Below are 17,615 nucleotides of genomic sequence, written 5' to 3'. Positions count from 1 at the left end.
AAGGAGCAAAACATGAATACAGTTGCATTTATCGGATTAGGTAATATGGGTGGCCCAATGGCGGTCAACCTGGTGAAGGCCGGTTATACGGTTAAAGCCTTCGATCTCTCTCAGGCGGCACTTAGCCATGTGGTCGAGCAAGGTGCAATGTCGGCGCCGAGTGCTTGCGCGGCAGCGGCTGCGGCCGATGTAGTGATCACCATGTTGCCTGCGGGTAAGCATGTGCGCAGTCTCTATCTGGGAGATGAGCAGAATAAAGGCATCATAGATGTGGTGGCCCAAGGCACCTTGCTGATCGATTGTTCAACCATAGACGCCGAGAGCGCACGTTTTGTTGCCGAGCAGGCCAAAGCTAAGGATCTCGAGTTTATCGACGCGCCAGTATCGGGCGGCACCGCAGGTGCAGCGGCGGGCACGCTGACCTTTATCTGTGGCGGCAGCGATACCGCCTTTGAGCAGGCTCAGGGTGTGCTAAACGTCATGGGTGCTAATATTTTCCATGCCGGTGGCCCAGGTGCCGGTCAGGTCGCGAAGATCTGCAACAACATGCTACTGTCTGTACTTATGGTAGGTACTAGCGAATCTATTCAGATGGGGATAGACCATGGATTGGATCCTAAGGTCCTTTCTGAGATCATGAAAGTCAGTAGTGGTGGTAATTGGACGCTAGATAAATATAATCCTTGTCCAGATGTGATGGAAAACGTGCCATCATCAAATGGTTACCAGGGTGGATTCATGGTTGATCTTATGGTGAAAGACTTAGGTCTGTCCCAAGAGGCAGCCTTGCTCTCTAACTCGAGTACCCCTATGGGGGCGCTGGCTCGTAGCCTGTATGTCAATCATGCCCGTCAGGGTAATGGTAAGCGTGATTTCTCCAGTATTTTTGAGCAGTTTAATAAGAAAGGGTAAGTTGATGGATTTAAAAGATAAGGTTGTTGTCATCACAGGTGGTGCCGGTGGTCTAGGTTTTGCGATGGCACAAGAACTTGCCGCTGCGGGTGCCAAGTTGGCACTTATCGATGTGGATCAGGAGAAGCTTGAACGCGCCTGCGCCGATATTGGCGATACCACTGAGGTTCAAGGTTACGCTTTCGACATTACCGATGAAGAAGATGTGGTGGCCGGTTTCGGTTACATCCTAGAAGACTTTGGCCAGGTCAATGTGTTGGTCAACAACGCAGGCATCTTACTCGATGGCATGTTGGTCAAAGCCAAAGAGGGCAAGGTGACAGATCGCATGTCACTGGCGCAGTTCCAGGCGGTGATCAATGTTAACCTGACAGGCTCTTTCCTTTGCGGACGTGAAGCGGCGGCAGCCATGATCGAATCTAAGCAGCAAGGGGTGATCGTCAACATCTCTAGCTTGGCAAAAGCGGGTAATATCGGTCAGACCAACTACGCCGCTTCTAAGGCTGGCGTTGCAGCTATGTCTGTGGGTTGGGCCAAAGAACTGGCACGCTACAATATCCGCAGCGCGGCGGTGGCGCCAGGTGTTATCGAAACTGAGATGACGGCGGCCATGAAGCCAGAAGCTTTAGAGCGTTTGGAGAAGATGGTGCCGGTTGGACGTTTAGGCCAGGCAAGCGAAATCGCCTCTACCGTCAAGTTCATCATCGAAAACGACTATGTTAATGGTCGCGTATTTGAGATCGACGGTGGTATTCGTATCTAACACTTGACGAAGTGATAGGTAAAAGCGGGCCCTGTGCCCGTTTTTTTATGGTGACGTCTATCCCTAATCATTGTGTGAAAGTGCAATGTGCGAAGGCGCACCACTTGATGTAATCTAATACCAATCACGGTAAGTAAGTGATCAGACATCGCGCGGGAAAAACGTTCGAGAACAAGGCAGGATTTTTAGATAAGTAGTTATTCTACAGTCAAAAATAGAAATCCCCTTATCGGACGTGTTAACAAGCCGAAATGATCAGTTATTCACTAGGATTGGTATAACCTTATGAGTAAGAAAAGAAAGATGATATGGTTTGAACAAGCGACCAAGACGCTGATGTTGATTGTAGGCGTACTTGGGGTGGTGGTGATCTATACTGGTTTCTTCTTTCTGCTGGTGACGCAGTCATCGGCCAACGTCTTACCCTGGTATATCCTGATCTCCCCCTGGCTCTGCATCTATTTTGGCCTAAGCGCCGAGAAGCAGAAACTCACCCTCATATGGTTGCGACGTAAAATATTCTTTTGGCGAAAGTACTAGTGAAGTGATGCTATGGCGAGGCGGTTAAAAAACCTGACTTGGGTGCTTGTGTGGCTTGCCGTGGCTGCCATGCTCTTGATGCGCCTTTTTCAAGTCCCCGTCCCTGAGCCTTTGCGCGACGAGCGCAGCGGACGCCTCATCGCAGATTACGGCAGCTGGCACTCTTTGCTGTCAGCCAAGGCGGTATATGCTCCCTCCGATAGCTTCGGGGTACTTATGCCCATCGAAGATGGTGTTTATTTCACTCAGGTTGATGCAAATCTCGGCGGCAAGGTCGGGGTCAACAAACTTGGCTTATCCGGTGATTTAGTCAATATTATCCCTTCAGAGTTTGATGTGAAAAGCCGTGTTCATGAATATGGCGGCGCGCCTATTCTGGCCATTGGCAGCAGCCTGTTTGCGGTAAAACGCGATGATCAAAGGCTGTATCGTATCGCGCCAAATCAGCAGCCTGTTGTCATTACGCCCGCCAATACCCGACATGCCGATTGTGTCTCTTACTCAAAGGGGTCTCGGCTTATCTGTGTACGGGAAGATCATCGCGTGTCAGGTGTGCCTAAGGCGAGCTTGGTAGCGCTTAACCTCAACTTTGAAAATGAGGGAGAAACCTTGGTCAGCGGCAGCGACTTTTACAGCTCGCCGCGAGTATCGCCCGATGGTACCCAATTGGCCTGGATAAGTTGGCAACAGCCCAATATGCCCTGGGATAACACAGAGCTTTGGGTGGCGGACCTCGATCCTGACCTGGGGATTGTACGCCCGAGACGATTGTTAAGTCAGATGCAGGGGGCAATTACCCAGCCGTTATACAGCCCCAGCGGCGAGCTGTATGTGATCGCCGATTTTACAAACTGGTGGAATATCTATCGTATCAAACCTGATGGCTCGCCAGAGGCTGTATTGGAACAAGCGGCCGAGTTTGCTAGCCCTGACTGGCAACTGGGTAATCATAGCTATGCTTTTGAAACCGATGATCAACTCATCGCCAGTGTGCAGCATGAGGGCAAGACTCATCTTTTGCGTCTCTATACCCAGCTTAGGATAACCGAGTCTATCGCCGCCGAGTTCGCCGAGGTGAAACAACTGGTTAAGGGGCCTGATAGTGTTTATTTCGTCGGCAGCAAGATAACGCCAGAGAAGGGGATCTATCGTATTCGTGGGCGCGGGGTGGAGCTGGCGTACGCCCCGAAACTCTGCATAATGGATCCACGATATGTCTCACGCGCAGAGCCGATTAAATTTACATCCGATATCAGCGGCCTGCCTGTTTATGGTTATTTTTATGGCCCGATGAATCCTGAATATATCGCGCCGGATGATCAACGCCCACCTCTCATCATCATGCTCCATGGTGGCCCCACCTGGCGCGCCAGTTTAAGCTTTCGCCGAGATATTCAGTTTTGGACCAGCCGTGGCTTTGCGGTGCTGGATGTGAATTATCGTGGTAGCTCAGGCTTTGGCCGAGCCTATCGTCAGAGTCTTTATGGTTTGTGGGGCCGCGCGGAGGTAGAAGATGCTATCGAGGCAGCCAACTACGTAATGAGTCGTGGCTGGGTCGACCCTGACAAGTTGGCGATCCGCGGCATGAGCGCCGGCGGGTTTAGCGTGCTTTCGGCGCTGGCATTCTATAACACCTTTAAGGCGGGCGTGGTCTATTCGGGAATGAGCGATCTGATGGCTCTGGACAGGGAGACCCATAAGTTCGAGCAGGGATACTTGCATCATTTAGTGGGAGAGCTTAAGCCCAATTCCCCTCTCTACCGCGAGCGTTCGCCCCTCTATCATCTGGATGACTTGAAAGAGCCATTATTACTTGTGCAAGGCGCAAATGATCCTGTGGTGCCGGCGCAGCAATCGAATGTTATCTATGCCGCCCTTAAACGTCGGGGTGTGCCCGTGGCATACCTGCTGTTTGATGATGAAGGGCATGGGGTGAAAAAGCCGCGCAATCGTGTTGCCGCGTTAAATGCCGAGCTCTCCTTCTATGGTCAGGTGTTTGGCTTTAGCCCAGCTGACAGTCAGGCTGATCAGCGCTCGCTGTTACTGATCGATAATGGTGAGGCCTTACGCCACTAAATTCTGCCGCTTTGTCACTCGCTCGCTGCGATCGCCTCGGTGGGAAAATAGTCCGCTTAAGTTGATAAAACAGACTAAAGTGGCTATAGTAGCGCGCTTTAAAATATCCCTTTAGCGCGGTTTTTAATCAGCTTGTCACCGGCGACCTTTAGGTTTGCCATGGAGGGTTTTCGACCCGGCAGGCGGCGCTTCGCTTAACTAAATTATTCGGAATTTCACATTGATCACTACAGCGAACATCACCATGCAGTTTGGCTCTAAGCCACTGTTTGAAAACATCTCAGTAAAATTTGGCGGCGGCAATCGTTACGGTCTTATCGGCGCCAATGGTTGTGGTAAATCAACCTTTATGAAGATCCTAGGCGGTGAGCTTGAGCCGACATCGGGCAATGTTTCTCTGGATGTGAATGAGCGTCTGGGTAAACTGAGCCAGAACCAGTTCGGCTACGAAGAGTTCAATGTTGTCGATACTGTGATCATGGGACATACCGAGCTGTGGAAGGTGAAGCAGGAGCGCGATCGCATCTATTCGTTACCAGAGATGAGCGAAGAAGATGGCATCAAGGTGGCCGAGCTGGAGATGGAATTTGCCGAGATGGACGGTTACACCGCAGAAAGCCGTGCCGGCGAACTGTTACTCGGTGTAGGTATTCCGCTAGAGCAACATTTTGGTTTAATGAGCGAAATCGCCCCAGGCTTCAAGCTACGTGTGCTGTTGGCTCAGGCGCTGTTTAGTGATCCAGATGTCTTGCTGCTTGACGAACCCACCAACAACTTGGATATCGATACCATCCGTTGGTTGCAAGAGATGCTCAACCAGCGTAACAGCACCATGATCATCATCTCGCACGACAGATACTTCCTCAACTCTGTGTGTACCCACATGGCGGATCTCGATTATGGTGAGCTGCGTGTCTATCCGGGTAACTATGACGAATATATGACGGCGGCGACTCAGGCCCGTGAGCGTCTATTGTCTGACAATGCCAAGAAGAAAGCGCAAATTGCCGAGCTTCAAGGCTTCGTGGCGCGATTCTCTGCCAACGCCTCTAAGGCGAAGCAGGCGACTTCACGTGCTAAGCAGATCGATAAGATCAAGCTCGAAGAAGTTAAAGCATCAAGCCGTGTTAACCCTTTCATCCGCTTCGAGCAGGAGAAGAAACTTTTCCGTAATGCTTTGGTGGTTGAAGAGCTGTCTAAAGGTTATGACAACGGCCCGTTGTTTAAAGACTTCAACCTGATCGCCGAAGTGGGTGAGCGTATCGCCGTATTGGGTGAAAACGGTGTGGGTAAGACAACCATGCTACGCACCCTGATCCACGATATTCCACAGGATACAGGAACCATTCATTGGTCAGAAAACGCTGCCATTGGTTACTACGCTCAGGATCATGAATCGGATTTCGAAAATGACATGACACTGTTTGATTGGATGAGTCAGTGGCGTAAACCAGAAGATGACGATCAGAGTGTACGTGGCTACCTTGGCCGTATGCTGTTTAGCTCCGACGATATTAAGAAGTCGGTACGCGTACTCTCAGGTGGTGAGAAGGGACGTATGCTGTTTGGCAAGCTGATCATGCAAAAGCCAAATATTCTGGTGATGGATGAGCCGACCAACCACTTGGATATGGAATCTATCGAGTCACTGAACAATGCGCTGGAGATGTACGAAGGTACCTTGATCTTCGTCAGTCATGACCGCGCTTTCGTGTCGTCACTGGCCACCCGCATCATAGAGATCACCCCACAGGGCGTGAATGACTTCAAGGGCACCTATGATGAGTTCCTGCGCAGCAAAGGCGTAGAGGAATAAATCTCGTCAGCTGTCAGTAGAACCTAGTCTGTTAGGCTAATAAAAAGCCCAAGTGAATCATCACTTGGGCTTTTTTATCGCTTATTTTTGTATCAGGCTACTTGGCGAAGCGTTCGGCCAGGTAGTCGAACACGGCGCGGATACCGAAGGCTTCACCGCCGATGGGGCGACCCGGTAGTTTGCGGGTATTCCAGGCCATAACGTCGAAATGGGTCCAGCTGATCTCCTCGTCGACGAAGGCTTCCAGGTAGAGGGCCGCCGTGATGGCGCCGCCAAAGGGCACCTTGCCGCAGTTGGCCAGATCGGCGATATCACTGCCGGTCAGGTCAAAATAAGGCTTGTGCAGCGGCATGCGCCACACAGGATCTTCTACCGCCAGACCGGATGCAGTGATCCCCGCTGCGACCTCATCATCGTTACTGAAGAAGCCAGGGAGCTCGGTACCCAGGGCGATACGCATGGCGCCCGTGAGGGTCGCGAAATCGATCAGCAGATCGGGCTTGTCGTCATTGGCTTCGGCCAAGGCGTCACACAGTACCAGACGGCCTTCGGCGTCAGTGTTGTCAATTTCGACCGTAAGCCCCTTGCGGGTAGTGATCACATCACCTGGACGGAAGGCGTTGGCCGACACGGCGTTTTCCACCGCAGGCACCAATACACGCAGACGCACTGGCAACTTAGCTGCCATGATCTGGTGGGCAAGGCCGATAACATGAGCTGCACCGCCCATATCTTTCTTCATCAGGCGCATGCCTGCACCAGGTTTAAGATCTAATCCGCCTGAGTCGAAGCAGACGCCTTTGCCCACCAAGGTGACCTTAGGTGCATCTTCATCGCCCCAGGTGAGGTCGATCAGGCGCGGCGCATTGTGGCTGGCGCGGCCAACCATATGAATGGTGGGGTAGTTGTGGGTTAGCAGGTCATCGCCGACGATCTGGGTGACCTTGGCACCGAACTCGGCTGCCAATGACTCCATGGTTTCGCCAAGGTGCTGAGGCATCATGTCGGCGGCAGGGGTGTTGACCAGATCGCGCACTATCGATACCGAACGCACCATCTGTAAGGTCTGGGCAACCAGTGCAGCGTCTTTGAGTACCAGTTGAGGGTAGGTCTTGTCATTGCGTTTGTAGCGATCAAACTTGTAAGCGCCTAAGGCCCAGCTAAAGCCTGCGAGCTTACAGGTTTGCGCATCGGCATCGAGCAGGTATTGGCCCGCAGGTAGCTCGTTAACCAGATCGCCGAAAACCCAGTGGGAGTCTTTATCATCGGTGACATAGAGGGCTTGGCTGAGTGCGCCCTCACTGCCTGGGATCAGGCTCATGCCTTTACCGCTGAATTGGGTGTTGGTTAACCAGTTTTTTACCGTTTTGTCTTGGCTGCTTAGCCAGTCGTTATAATCATTGGTACTGAGCAGTGTCAGTGGGATCCCTTCGGAACCAGAGAGGAGTATTTGAGTCATTGGGCATCATCTTATTGAGGTCAAAATTCAACTTAGATTAGCATGCCCGCCCCTTGAGACGAAAGCGGAGGATTATTCACTGCTGGCTTTTTCTACAGCCTTGAGAGCACGTTTAGTGGCTTGAGCCTCACGGCCAAGTTGCACCTTGCGTTCGGAGAGATTATTGAAGGAGCTGGGCAGTACTTCGACCCCGACTAACTTCCCCAGTTTTACCACTACGGGAATGGTGATAGGGGCAAAAGGCAGTACGGCAAAGACGCTAAGCCCCAGGCCTTTGATCAGGTCTGCCAGCTGCTTATTGGCCAGGCGAAGCTCCTCTTTACTGGCCTGTTTGCGGGTGTAACGCTTATAGGCAACCAACATATCCTTGGTTTCCTGTTTTTCCTGGGCCAGGGCATCTTTGAGCGCAAGCATGTCCCGTTTCAAACGCAGCCCAAAGCGGCGGCGACTAATGCGCAGCACTCTAAAAGGGGCCTTGTGTAACTTACGATAGATTTTCATGGCGCGATTGTCTCACAAGCTATCGATGAGACCCAACATTTAATATTGCTGTTTTTATGCTTGATACTCAGGAGGCTTAAGGCCAATTCGGGCATGAACTTGATCCTTACCCTATGGCGCGTCAGTGAGAACAATTCTTTACCATGCTCACTCACACTTTTTTCCATTTAGGTAGGTGGCAATGAACGCCGGGCAAGGCTTAGCGGCCTGTTTATTCTGACTCACCATGGCCGAGACTATTGCCCCTTCTTTGAGTAGACAGATAAGGTCCAGCAGGGCGTCGTCTTGCTGCTCGAGATGCTCGCGAATCAGTTCTCTGACGGCCTGCTTATGATACTTGGCAAAGCGTGATACCTGACAGCGACTGTCACCACATTCAATGGCCGAATTGATAAACAGGCAGCCATGAAATTCACTCAGCTCAGGCACGCGATCATTAAACCAATCATCGAGGGCGGCAAAGAGCCCTTCAATTTTACCAAAGTCGTCCTGGCCTTGGCTTAACCTCTGATTGAGCCAGTCGATGTAAATTTTGTGGCGGGTCTCAAGCACGGCAACGATCAGCGCCTCTTTGCTGCTGAAGTGGTGATAAAGAGTCTTCTTGGCCACCCCAGAGACTTTAAGCACCTCGTTGATGCCCACCAGATTGATCCCTCGCTTAATAAAGAGGCTGAGGGCGGTATCGATTAGTTGTTGTCGCTTATCTGTCATGATCGCCTCGCTTTTTTATATCTTGACATCGGTAGACTAGGTTGTCTACTCTTGCGAGTAGACAGACTTGTCTACATTTGCGGAGTGAAAAGATCAAGATGAATAAACTGGCTTTTGCGTTAATTTCTGGAATGGGTGCCGCCTTGGCGATTGGCCTTCTGTCATACGCCGAAACGCTGCAGTCCGATCTGGTGCTGTTGATGGTCCCGTTCGGTGCCACGGCTGTGTTGGTGTTTGGCGTGCCTGAGAGCCCGCTGGCGCAACCAAGAAACGTGATCTTCGGTCATCTGTTAACCTGCGCCATCGGCCTCTATTTTTTCCACTATGTCGGTGTCAATCCGTTTACCCTGGCTCTGGCCAGCGGCCTTGCTGTTAGCGCCATGCTACTGACTAAGACAACTCATCCACCGGCGGGTGCGACGCCGTTATTGGTGATGTTGACAGGCCAGGATTGGTGGTTTCTTTTTTCGCCTGTGTTGACCGGGGCTGTGATTATTGTGCTGGTGGGTAAGCTTATCGCGCTGATGCACAAACGTCTGGCACGCCAAAACCTGCAGCAGAGCCAAGCAGCGTTGGATTAATGACCCGCAGCAACTACGACTTTTGTGCTTAATTTCAGGTATCTAGGTTGAAGTGGACTATACTTTTCATTCTGTTGGCGGCGCTTAACCGCGTTCCTATTTAGTGGCTATTGCCGCCAGTAATGTGAGCACAGCGCCTGCAACGAATCATCGCCGTATGGCGGCTGTTCTGTTTAAGGATGAAACGTGAATGCGCCATCCCATGAAGGTTTTTAAAATATACAGTTTGGCTATCTTGTATCTCGTCTTTCTCATCGCGGCGTTTTATATTTTGATGGCTAGCATTAATCAGTCTCAGCAGGACTGGAAGCATCACACCTATGAGGAACTGGATAAGACGGCCTTGTTTAACGATGCCATGGTGGCATTAGGCTACGGAGGCTTTATTCACGACTTCAAAAATGCCGTTATTCGTCACGATCTCAGTTATTTGAGGCGCGCTGAAGCTGAGATTGAGCTAGGGCTGCGCTCATTAGGTAAGTATGCTCAGCTTGCTCCCGAACATGAGGCTCAGGTGAAGGCGATAGCGTCTGTAGTGGAACAATATCGACAACATCTGCCACGCTTGCGCCAGATGGTGGAGCAAAAGCGCGACGTTCAAGCTATCGATTTGGCGGTGAGGGTGGATGACACTGCTGCAATTGCGGCGATAGCCACCATTCTTGCCAGTCAGAGCCAGGTGCCAAACAGCCTGTTTCAACGGGCGGAAAGTGCCCATCAACGTCTGAATCAAATGTTGCTGGTGATCCTCTTTGCCCTGGTGCTGGTTAGTATCTTAGTGTTTAGCTTCATCCGATATGTGAATAAACGTCTGGCCATCAAGCTAAAAGATCTCGAAATGATCTTTCGCTGTGCGCCTAATGCTATCTTTTCGGTCAACGAGCATGGCACCATCATCTCTGCCAATAGGGAAACCATGCGGCTGTTTGGGTTTTCTGAGCGGGCGCTAAATAAAATAAATGTCGATGATCTGGTGCCCAGTGCTACCAAGAAGAAGCATAAGAAGCTGCGTATGGAGTTTCAAAAGTCAGACCGGGTGCAACCCATGTCCCAACGTAATACTATTTTTTACGGTAAGAAATTGAATGGTGATGTTTTTCCCGCCAGTATCTCTATCGCCACCTATGGGGTTGGTGGTGAGAAACACAGCATTGTGGTGATTAAAGATCTCAGTGACGAGATGCAGTATAAGTCTCAGGCCAATACCGATCCCTTAACCAAGGTCGCCAATCGTCGCGCCATTAACCATCAACTGGCGGCAGCGATTAGTCGCAGCAATCGACAGCAGACCTCGCTGGCGGTGTGTATCTTCGATATCGATCATTTCAAGGCGGTCAACGATAAGCATGGCCATCTGGTGGGCGATGATGTGTTGCAGCGGGTGGCTAAAATCTTCAAAGAGGCGATACGTAAGACAGATTTTGTTGGCCGCTGGGGGGGGCGAGGAGTTTGTGATCATTCTCGAGGATACCGACAGCGAAGGGGCGACCTCTTTCGCCGACAAACTTAGGCAAGATATCAAACATCGCAGCCAAGAGAGCGACTTTCCGGTGGTTATCACCGTCAGCGCCGGCGTCTCACTCTATCGCTGGGACGATGATCAAGACAGGCTGTTTAATGATGCAGATCAGGCGCTCTACCGGGCTAAAGAGAATGGCCGCGACTGTGTTGTCGTGATCTAGAGAGTGTTTTATGGACGGGGATTAGCCCGTCCGCAGTGCCAATAAAGCCGGAATATCTAACGGCGCCGAGTAGCGGCAAAAGCTCGGTTCCTTGCTGTCGATGGCGTGGATAGACATGCGGTCGGCCAGCTCATTGCCCTCAATGCCGACATGCGCCGCCACATGAGTGAGTTTGATGGCCGCTTTTAAACTGTCATATAACTCATGGGCTTGCTGGATGATCTCAAGATTGGCTATCTCGCCGGTTTTACGTTGCCAGCCCTTGGCCTTCCAACCATAGGCCCAGTTGGTGATGCAATTGATCGCATACTGGGAGTCACTGTGAATATGTACGCTCTTGCCCATTTTGCTATATTGCTGCGCCATTAAGAGAGCCTGATATAGGGCGTTTAACTCGGCGGTGTTATTGGTGCCCTTGGGGTTATAAAGCCCATACCAGAGCTCAGTCAATTCACCCGCTTGATAGAGTGCCAGGCCTGAGCCTGCTTCGCCGGGATTGGGCTCACAGCCGCCATCGGTATAGATATCGATATCGCTGTCGGGGTGTTCACTCGCGGCGATCTGACTGCTTGCTTTGCGACTGGCCGTTTTAGGCTTGCTGGTCTGAGAGGGCTTAGCGCCAAAGGCGGCCTCTGCTTCTGCCAATGTCTTGAAGGATTTATAGCGCGCCCCGGCAAAGCCGTCCACTAGCGCCTTGGTTTGCGGCCAACTGGTAAAGATGCCCGTCTCGCGTCCTGCCCATACCACATAATATTTGCTTGCCATCGGTTGCTCTTTCCCTTGAATTAATCGGTCTGTTTGCAGCTTTGTAGTAACTTGACGAAGAAGGCCTCGCCTTTACGTTCGGCAAAAGCGATATTGCGCTCGGGGATAGACTCAGGATCGTCATAATCGGCCAAGGCGCGCTCCATACTGGCTTCTCGTATGATATGCAGTGTTGGGTAAGGAGCCCTGTTGGTGTAGTTTGCTGCGCTGTCTTGGGGCTCGCCTTCGAAACAGTAATCCGGGTGGAAACTGGCGAGCTGAAAGACCCCCTCAAAGCCCTGCTCGATAAGCAGGTCGTTGGCGATATCCACCAGATCCAGGTAGAGATAAAAGCCCTCAAAGCCCCGTGGCATGATAAACAGTGTGGTCTCGATTTGTGGCTGCTGCTCCAGCAAATGACATTCCTGAATCAGCTCATCCAATACTTTATCAATCTGACTATGCTGGGCGACCGTATAGCGGATGCTGTTACGCTCCACTTCACGGCGGGCAAAGGGGCAGATGTTGTATTTCATGATCACCTTTTCCACCCAATTCTGGGTTTCTAAGGCGATTGGCGCATCCTCAGCGCAGTGATAGACCTGTGTATCAGACACCGGCAGCTCCGTTTGATCTCGTTATTGAGGAGCGATCATAGGGATGATAGAGGCCACAAGCAAGAGTGCCATGGCAATGTTAAAGCCTTTTTGTTGACGTTGATTTTTAAGTAACCGTTTGAGTGCCACACCAAAGCCTAACCACACCAAGGCGCAGGGCAGTGCCACGCTGAAGAAGACGCTGGCGATGGTGAGAACTTGTGGTGTTAGTGGTTGGTCAATCACAGTAAAGGTCGCAATAGCGCCCACGGCCATGATCCAGCCCTTAGGGTTGACCCATTGAAAGGCCGCCGCTTGGAGAAAAGAGAGTGGCTTAGCGGTCTGTTTACCCTCCATCTTACTGCTGCTGTTGGCGATGAGCCAAGACAGGTAGAGCAGGTAGGCGATACCAATATATTTGATGATCAGGTGCAAGAGTGGGTAGGCCTGAAAGACGGCGCTCAATCCCAAACCGATCGCCAGAACCATGCAGGGAAAGCCAATACAGATCCCCGCCAGGTGGGGCAGACTGGGCTTGATGCCAAAATTGACGCCAGAGGTCATCAACATAATGTTGTTGGGCCCAGGGGTGATCCCTGAGGAAAAGGCGAAAAGGGCGATGGCAAAAACCAGTTCCATGTAGCGTGTGTCTCTAGTACCTGTTAACGATGGCCTATGATCGCCGACATAAGACATTCTGACCAGAAAAATTTCCCAAGCTTTTGCACATTTTATAACTCACTGTAAATCATTAACTATTTAGCTTTAAATCGGCAGATTTACCTATCTGGTGATGTAAATCTTCTCTGTCTCGCTTGCAATTATATATTGTATAAAATATAACTTGCTTGCAATAAATTGTTAACTACGGGTTAACAAGGATGTGCTAAATGCTCGATAACGACACCTCAAAGAAGGTGAATCGAGTGACTTAAACCTGAGTAATGATCGGCTCGCCCGAGCCGATAGGTCTGGAGACCAACTATGACAAAGACAATTATATCTCGCGGTGTGCTTACTCGCCGTTTTACTCCCACCGCCCTGGCGTTAGCTTGTTCACTGCTTGTGGCGCCACAGGTTGTGAGTGCCAATGACGCGCCGCGTTCTAAACCCATGCCGCAACAGACGATGAAAGCGGCGGTGCAACGGGCTGATGTTGACAATGGCCAGAGCAAAGCGCGCTTCGATAAGGCTGCGCGTAAGCCAAGAGGCGCCGCATTGGTTACTGAGGGTGATAAGGTGCCACCACCAGTTACAGGGCAAGAGTCACAGCAGGGGGTTAATGGCCACTCTGCTCTGCAAGGCCCTTTTGGCGCTCAGGGCGCTCAGGGCAATCAAGGTGCTGAAGGGCCAGCGGCTGAGACGGACCCCTGTAATGGTTATAGCCAGTTCGATACGTTAACCGATCAGGCTCTGTATGATTTTGTTCGTCAGGCGGAGTTTTCCTGTATCTCTGAGTTATATTCTCGTAACGACGCCACGGCGGTAAAGGCGTATCAGGCCGACAATGTGGTCGCGGTGGCGAATTTGGCTAAGGCCAGCGCGGCGACCTATGACAGCAGTAGCGGTAGTGAGTTATTTAACCTGTTCTACTTTCTACGTGGCGCATTTTATATCGAATACTATAACGAGGATTTGAGCTATAGCGATACTCGCGCCAGCGATGCCATGCGCGAACTGCTACTCGAATATGCGAAAAACCCGGCTATGGCCAGCCTGAGCGACATGCAGGGCAACACATTGCAGGAGTATTTCATCGCTTGGGACAGTTCTTACAACTACTATGATTCGGTGGCGGTGATCACACAATATCTTGATCAGTTTAGCGAGCAGCATCTGGCATCCTGGTATCATAGAAGTGCACTGACTAAGGCGCTAACCACCCTTTATCGTGGCAATTGGGATGAGAAGTACACTAAGGCCTCAATGGAGTATGATGCTTTGCGCGCCGCGCTGCTTAAGGTGGCGACCTCAGACTATATCATCAACTCTAATTATGCCTTCGAATCCTCAGATGCCTTTCATGAGTTTGGCCGTTTCTATGAGTACCAGAAATACTGGGGGCTGCCTGAGAGTCTGAAGCTTTCGCTCAACGATGGCGTGCAGCAATATATGAGTAAGTTTGCCCGCCTGTCTAAGCAGTGGGCTGATGCCGCTGGTTATCTGGATTACTACAACCCTGGACAGTGCGACAGCTTTGGGATCTGCGGCTGGGAAGCTGAGCTGGAAAGTAGCGTGCTTGGTATTCACTATAGCTGCTCTGACACCATTAAGATCCGCGCGCAGCAACTTACCAATCAGGAGCTACAGCAGTCGTGTGATTTGATGGGGGATGAAGAAGTGCTGTTCCATCAGGTGCTGGCGACCAGCGGCGACCCCGTGGCCGATGATTACAATCAGGATCTCGAGGTCAATATCTTCGACAGTTATGATGACTATGATGCCTATGCCGGTATTATTTTTGGCATCAACACAGACAATGGCGGTATGTACCTCGAAGGCACCCCCTCCAACCCGGATAACCAAGCCCGTTTTATTGCACATGAGGCCACCTGGACTGAAGATATTTTGGTGTGGAATCTCAGACATGAGTATGTGCATTATCTCGATGGTCGCTTTAATCTGTACGGTGGTTTTAGCCATTTCGATATCGATACTGGTAAATCGGTATGGTGGTCAGAAGGATTGGCTGAATATATTTCTCAGCAAAATCGTAATGACGAGGCGATCGCTATTGGGCGTAGTCAAAGCTTCAGCCTCAGTGAGATCCTGGCCAATACCTATGACAGTGGTACAGAGAGAGTCTACCGTTGGGGCTACTTAGCAGTGCGCTTTCTGTTTGAACAGCACAGAAGTGATGTTGACGCGCTTCTGGTGTACGCCCGCGCCGGAGATGCGGCTGCTTGGCTCAGCTATATCGATAACACTATTGGCACTCAGTATGACAGTGAATGGAATAGCTGGCTTTTGACGGTATCCAGTAATGACACACCACTTGATGGCGGCATAGTCACGCCGATTGATAGCGATGGCGACGGGGTGATCGACAGTGAAGATGCCTTTCCAAGCGATCCTACCGAGTGGGCCGATGAGAACGGAAATGGTATTGGCGATAACGCCGATGCCGCCAATGGTGGTGGGCCCGTGAGCCATTGCGGCGACACAAGCATTACCGATGGCAAACTCATTCAGGAGCAGGCTGAATGTGTGGCGGGCACAGGGATCAATTATTACTACACCTATGTCGATCAAGATAATACACAGCTGTACATCAGTACCTCAGGTGGTGAAGGGGATCTGGATATCTACTTTAACCAGCAAACCTGGGCCTCGACCAGTGACTATGACGTCAAGTCACAGAGCACAGGTAACGATGAGCTGATAAGTGTTATTGCCAATCGTGGTTGGGTCTATATTTCGACAGTGGCCGTTACTGCGTTTGATGGGGTGACCCTAAAGGTAAGTCAAACAGCTGATGGAACTCCCGATAATGGTGGTGATGCTGGTGTCGAGGATGCCTGCGTTAGCAACACCCCATACAGCTATGGTGGCGTAGAATTTGGCCAAGCCGTCTGTGTGGCCGACGGGCACTCCAGTTACTATTTCTATGTGCCGGCCAACACTGCGGCCATTGAGATCAATACGGATCACGGCAGTGGTAACCTGGATCTATACGCCAATGGCGCGACCTGGGCGAGCCCTTCAGATTATCAGTACAAGTCGGACAATACCGGTAATCAGGAAAAGATCCGTGTGGCCGCACCGACAGAAGGCTGGTTCTATGTCAGCGCAGATGGTGCGCCTTCGAGCAGTGGTGCCAGTTTAGTGGTGACGCTCGAGGCGAACTAAAAGCGATACGCCTCACCATGATAAACGCCGGCCTTGTGCTGGCGTTTTTACTTTTGGTCCTGGCGGGTTTGAAAGGGCCAAAATGTGAACAGATACACTAAGGAGATGAATGTTAACGTTTTGTCAGCCTAGGTTCATGATACTTAGCTTATACTTTGTTCATTCTGGTCACGATGCGACTGATTTTAGATACTGACTTTTACACTTTTGATAAGGATAGCCAATGAAAACATGCTTGCTTAGCCTGATACTCATGATGAGTGTCACCGCCTGCACTGTTACCGAGGAGACGCCCTTGCAACTGCCTATGACACCTGAGGATCGTTTAACCCTGGTGGCCAGCGGCGATTTGAGGTTTCTTGGTGACCAGCCATCTCGCTTTGCGTTACATCCTGGTGTTGCCGAGTTAAGGGTAGGTGATGAGGTGCAGCCCGATGCGTTAAAGACGCGTATGCGTGAGGCGATTCAGGCAGTGATGTTGGCCAAGGGGTATCAAGAAGTTTCAATGTCACAATCGCCGGATCTGTTGATAGGCTATGGTGTGGCATTAGGCGACAAGATGAGTGATAGCGAGATCTTGCAAAAGGTTGGGCTAGTGCCTGGTGCATCTAATCAGGGAGTCGACATGGGGCGCTATGAGAAGGGAACTGTACTGTTAATGGTGTTTGATCCCAAACTCGCTTCGCCAAGATGGCAGGTGCTGGCACAAGGGTTTACGCCTTTGAGTCAGGACAATGCACAGGCAAAAGAGGGGACTGATAGCAGATTGTCTAGGGTGATCACTAAGATGCTCAGCGAGCTACCGCAACAACTTTAACGGATCATCAGCGCCGCACAGATAGACTAAGCTAGTGTGTGGCAATGATTATTGTGACCGTTTGAGATAAGGAGTATTGAGATGTTACGACACACAGTTAAAGGCTTAATGGTGATGGGGCTACTACTGCCTTTGTTGACGCAACCAGTGAAGGCTGGGGAGTGGAGTGAGATCGCTCAGAAGACGGTCGACTATAAGGCCGAGGTGGATAAGATAAACTTGGGTCGCAAGGAGCAGGACTTAGTCAGTATTAAGCTTAAATGTGAACAAGGGACGGTGAACCTCAAGCAGGTAGAGCTGTTTATGTCCGATGGTGAGTCTAAGAAGGTAGATAATCTCGGGGTGTTAACCAAAGGGTTATCGAGCCGGGCGATCATAGTGCCAAAAGGAGAGGCGCACCTTGAGCGAATTGAACTCACCTATGACAGCGTCGGTAGCCAGGCATTGGGCCTTGCCGGGGTCTCCAAGAAGGGTAAGATCACTGTGCTGGGGAAACATAAGGCAACAGACGACTAAAATAATAGCTGAAAATGGCTAACGTCAAAGCGACATGCATCGCTTAACCATT

General features: G+C 51.0%; 17 protein-coding genes. 11 read left to right on the top strand and 6 right to left on the bottom strand.

Translation table 11 applies throughout. The features are described from left to right. Positions 1-12 precede the first annotated feature (12 nt). From mmsB to CFF01_RS10970, 5 genes are all read left to right on the top strand, one after another. Positions 13-912, top strand: coding sequence for a 3-hydroxyisobutyrate dehydrogenase (mmsB, locus tag CFF01_RS10990; RefSeq protein WP_088904822.1), 900 nt, complete (start codon positions 13-15; stop codon positions 910-912). 4 nt (positions 913-916) lie between these two features. Further along, a complete protein-coding gene (locus tag CFF01_RS10985; RefSeq protein ID WP_033539631.1) occupies positions 917-1,675 on the top strand; it encodes an SDR family oxidoreductase in 759 nt (252 codons plus the stop codon). A gap of 285 nt (positions 1,676-1,960) precedes the next feature. Next, a complete protein-coding gene (locus tag CFF01_RS10980) occupies positions 1,961-2,215 on the top strand; it encodes a hypothetical protein (RefSeq protein ID WP_088904821.1) in 255 nt (84 codons plus the stop codon). A gap of 12 nt (positions 2,216-2,227) precedes the next feature. Continuing rightward, on the top strand, positions 2,228-4,291 hold the full coding sequence (locus CFF01_RS10975; RefSeq protein WP_088904820.1) for a S9 family peptidase: 2,064 nt from the start codon (positions 2,228-2,230) through the stop codon (positions 4,289-4,291). A gap of 220 nt (positions 4,292-4,511) precedes the next feature. Continuing rightward, on the top strand, positions 4,512-6,107 hold the full coding sequence (locus CFF01_RS10970; RefSeq protein WP_033539634.1) for an ABC-F family ATPase: 1,596 nt from the start codon (positions 4,512-4,514) through the stop codon (positions 6,105-6,107). Positions 6,108-6,204: 97 nt separating this feature from the next. On the opposite strand, the gene CFF01_RS10965 is transcribed toward CFF01_RS10970, so the two are convergent. From CFF01_RS10965 to CFF01_RS10955, 3 genes are all read right to left on the bottom strand, one after another. Next, positions 6,205-7,566 carry a leucyl aminopeptidase family protein gene (locus tag CFF01_RS10965; protein ID WP_088904819.1) on the bottom strand — a complete coding sequence of 454 codons (1,362 nt, stop codon included), beginning with the start codon at positions 7,564-7,566 and terminating at the stop codon, positions 6,205-6,207. 72 nt (positions 7,567-7,638) lie between these two features. Next, positions 7,639-8,067 (bottom strand): LETM1 domain-containing protein, encoded by a 429-nt coding sequence (locus tag CFF01_RS10960; RefSeq protein WP_088904818.1) that lies wholly within the window; start codon positions 8,065-8,067, stop codon positions 7,639-7,641. Between the two features lie 147 nt (positions 8,068-8,214). After that, entirely contained in the window at positions 8,215-8,778 is a 564-nt protein-coding gene (locus CFF01_RS10955; RefSeq protein WP_088904817.1) for a TetR/AcrR family transcriptional regulator, read from the bottom strand. A gap of 98 nt (positions 8,779-8,876) precedes the next feature. Between CFF01_RS10955 and CFF01_RS10950 the strand changes: the two genes are divergently transcribed. From CFF01_RS10950 to CFF01_RS10940, 3 genes are all read left to right on the top strand, one after another. Continuing rightward, complete coding sequence (locus CFF01_RS10950; RefSeq protein WP_033540812.1) at positions 8,877-9,359, top strand: HPP family protein; 483 nt, start codon at positions 8,877-8,879, stop codon at positions 9,357-9,359. 202 nt (positions 9,360-9,561) lie between these two features. Then, complete coding sequence (locus CFF01_RS10945) at positions 9,562-10,869, top strand: sensor domain-containing diguanylate cyclase (RefSeq protein WP_198387036.1); 1,308 nt, start codon at positions 9,562-9,564, stop codon at positions 10,867-10,869. Further along, positions 10,811-11,041 carry a diguanylate cyclase gene (locus CFF01_RS10940; protein ID WP_157704985.1) on the top strand — a complete coding sequence of 77 codons (231 nt, stop codon included), beginning with the start codon at positions 10,811-10,813 and terminating at the stop codon, positions 11,039-11,041. Before CFF01_RS10945 ends, CFF01_RS10940 begins: the two co-directional genes overlap by 59 nt. A gap of 21 nt (positions 11,042-11,062) precedes the next feature. On the opposite strand, the gene CFF01_RS10935 is transcribed toward CFF01_RS10940, so the two are convergent. The 3 genes from CFF01_RS10935 to CFF01_RS10925 are packed head-to-tail and all read right to left on the bottom strand — an operon-like array spanning position 11,063 to position 13,020. Further along, positions 11,063-11,806 carry a ribonuclease H1 domain-containing protein gene (locus CFF01_RS10935; RefSeq protein WP_088904814.1) on the bottom strand — a complete coding sequence of 248 codons (744 nt, stop codon included), beginning with the start codon at positions 11,804-11,806 and terminating at the stop codon, positions 11,063-11,065. Between the two features lie 20 nt (positions 11,807-11,826). Beyond that, positions 11,827-12,402 carry a DUF1415 domain-containing protein gene (locus CFF01_RS10930; protein ID WP_088904813.1) on the bottom strand — a complete coding sequence of 192 codons (576 nt, stop codon included), beginning with the start codon at positions 12,400-12,402 and terminating at the stop codon, positions 11,827-11,829. Between the two features lie 21 nt (positions 12,403-12,423). Continuing rightward, the gene (locus CFF01_RS10925) at positions 12,424-13,020 is read right to left on the bottom strand and encodes a LysE family translocator (RefSeq protein WP_033540815.1); all 597 of its coding nucleotides are present in this window, start codon (positions 13,018-13,020) and stop codon (positions 12,424-12,426) included. A gap of 345 nt (positions 13,021-13,365) precedes the next feature. On the opposite strand from CFF01_RS10925, the gene CFF01_RS10920 reads away from it, so the two are divergent. The 3 genes from CFF01_RS10920 to CFF01_RS10910 all read left to right on the top strand — a co-directional run bounded on the left by CFF01_RS10920 (position 13,366) and on the right by CFF01_RS10910 (position 17,563). Further along, entirely contained in the window at positions 13,366-16,230 is a 2,865-nt protein-coding gene (locus tag CFF01_RS10920; protein ID WP_088904812.1) for a M9 family metallopeptidase, read from the top strand. 223 nt (positions 16,231-16,453) lie between these two features. Further along, complete coding sequence (locus tag CFF01_RS10915; RefSeq protein ID WP_088904811.1) at positions 16,454-17,047, top strand: DUF4136 domain-containing protein; 594 nt, start codon at positions 16,454-16,456, stop codon at positions 17,045-17,047. 81 nt (positions 17,048-17,128) lie between these two features. Next, positions 17,129-17,563 (top strand): hypothetical protein, encoded by a 435-nt coding sequence (locus CFF01_RS10910; protein WP_088904810.1) that lies wholly within the window; start codon positions 17,129-17,131, stop codon positions 17,561-17,563. Positions 17,564-17,615 lie beyond the last annotated feature (52 nt).

The sequence above is a fragment of the Shewanella marisflavi genome (genome assembly GCF_002215585.1).
GTDB lineage: Bacteria > Pseudomonadota > Gammaproteobacteria > Enterobacterales > Shewanellaceae > Shewanella > Shewanella marisflavi.
The sequence above is the reverse complement of the archived record's forward strand: the minus strand, read 5'-3'. Positions and strand labels throughout refer to the sequence as shown.

Bases quoted from the DNA above. Each gene is read 5' to 3' on its own strand.
- mmsB (WP_088904822.1), top strand. From the start codon at position 13: ATGAATACAGTTGCATTTATCGGATTAGGTAATATGGGTGGCCCAATG.
- CFF01_RS10985 (WP_033539631.1), top strand. From the start codon at position 917: ATGGATTTAAAAGATAAGGTTGTTGTCATCACAGGTGGTGCCGGTGGT.
- CFF01_RS10980 (WP_088904821.1), top strand. From the start codon at position 1,961: ATGAGTAAGAAAAGAAAGATGATATGGTTTGAACAAGCGACCAAGACG.
- CFF01_RS10975 (WP_088904820.1), top strand. From the start codon at position 2,228: ATGGCGAGGCGGTTAAAAAACCTGACTTGGGTGCTTGTGTGGCTTGCC.
- CFF01_RS10965 (WP_088904819.1), bottom strand. From the start codon at position 7,566: ATGACTCAAATACTCCTCTCTGGTTCCGAAGGGATCCCACTGACACTG.
- CFF01_RS10960 (WP_088904818.1), bottom strand. From the start codon at position 8,067: ATGAAAATCTATCGTAAGTTACACAAGGCCCCTTTTAGAGTGCTGCGC.
- CFF01_RS10955 (WP_088904817.1), bottom strand. From the start codon at position 8,778: ATGACAGATAAGCGACAACAACTAATCGATACCGCCCTCAGCCTCTTT.
- CFF01_RS10950 (WP_033540812.1), top strand. From the start codon at position 8,877: ATGAATAAACTGGCTTTTGCGTTAATTTCTGGAATGGGTGCCGCCTTG.
- CFF01_RS10945 (WP_198387036.1), top strand. From the start codon at position 9,562: ATGAAGGTTTTTAAAATATACAGTTTGGCTATCTTGTATCTCGTCTTT.
- CFF01_RS10935 (WP_088904814.1), bottom strand. From the start codon at position 11,806: ATGGCAAGCAAATATTATGTGGTATGGGCAGGACGCGAGACGGGCATC.
- CFF01_RS10925 (WP_033540815.1), bottom strand. From the start codon at position 13,020: ATGGAACTGGTTTTTGCCATCGCCCTTTTCGCCTTTTCCTCAGGGATC.
- CFF01_RS10920 (WP_088904812.1), top strand. From the start codon at position 13,366: ATGACAAAGACAATTATATCTCGCGGTGTGCTTACTCGCCGTTTTACT.
- CFF01_RS10915 (WP_088904811.1), top strand. From the start codon at position 16,454: ATGAAAACATGCTTGCTTAGCCTGATACTCATGATGAGTGTCACCGCC.
- CFF01_RS10910 (WP_088904810.1), top strand. From the start codon at position 17,129: ATGTTACGACACACAGTTAAAGGCTTAATGGTGATGGGGCTACTACTG.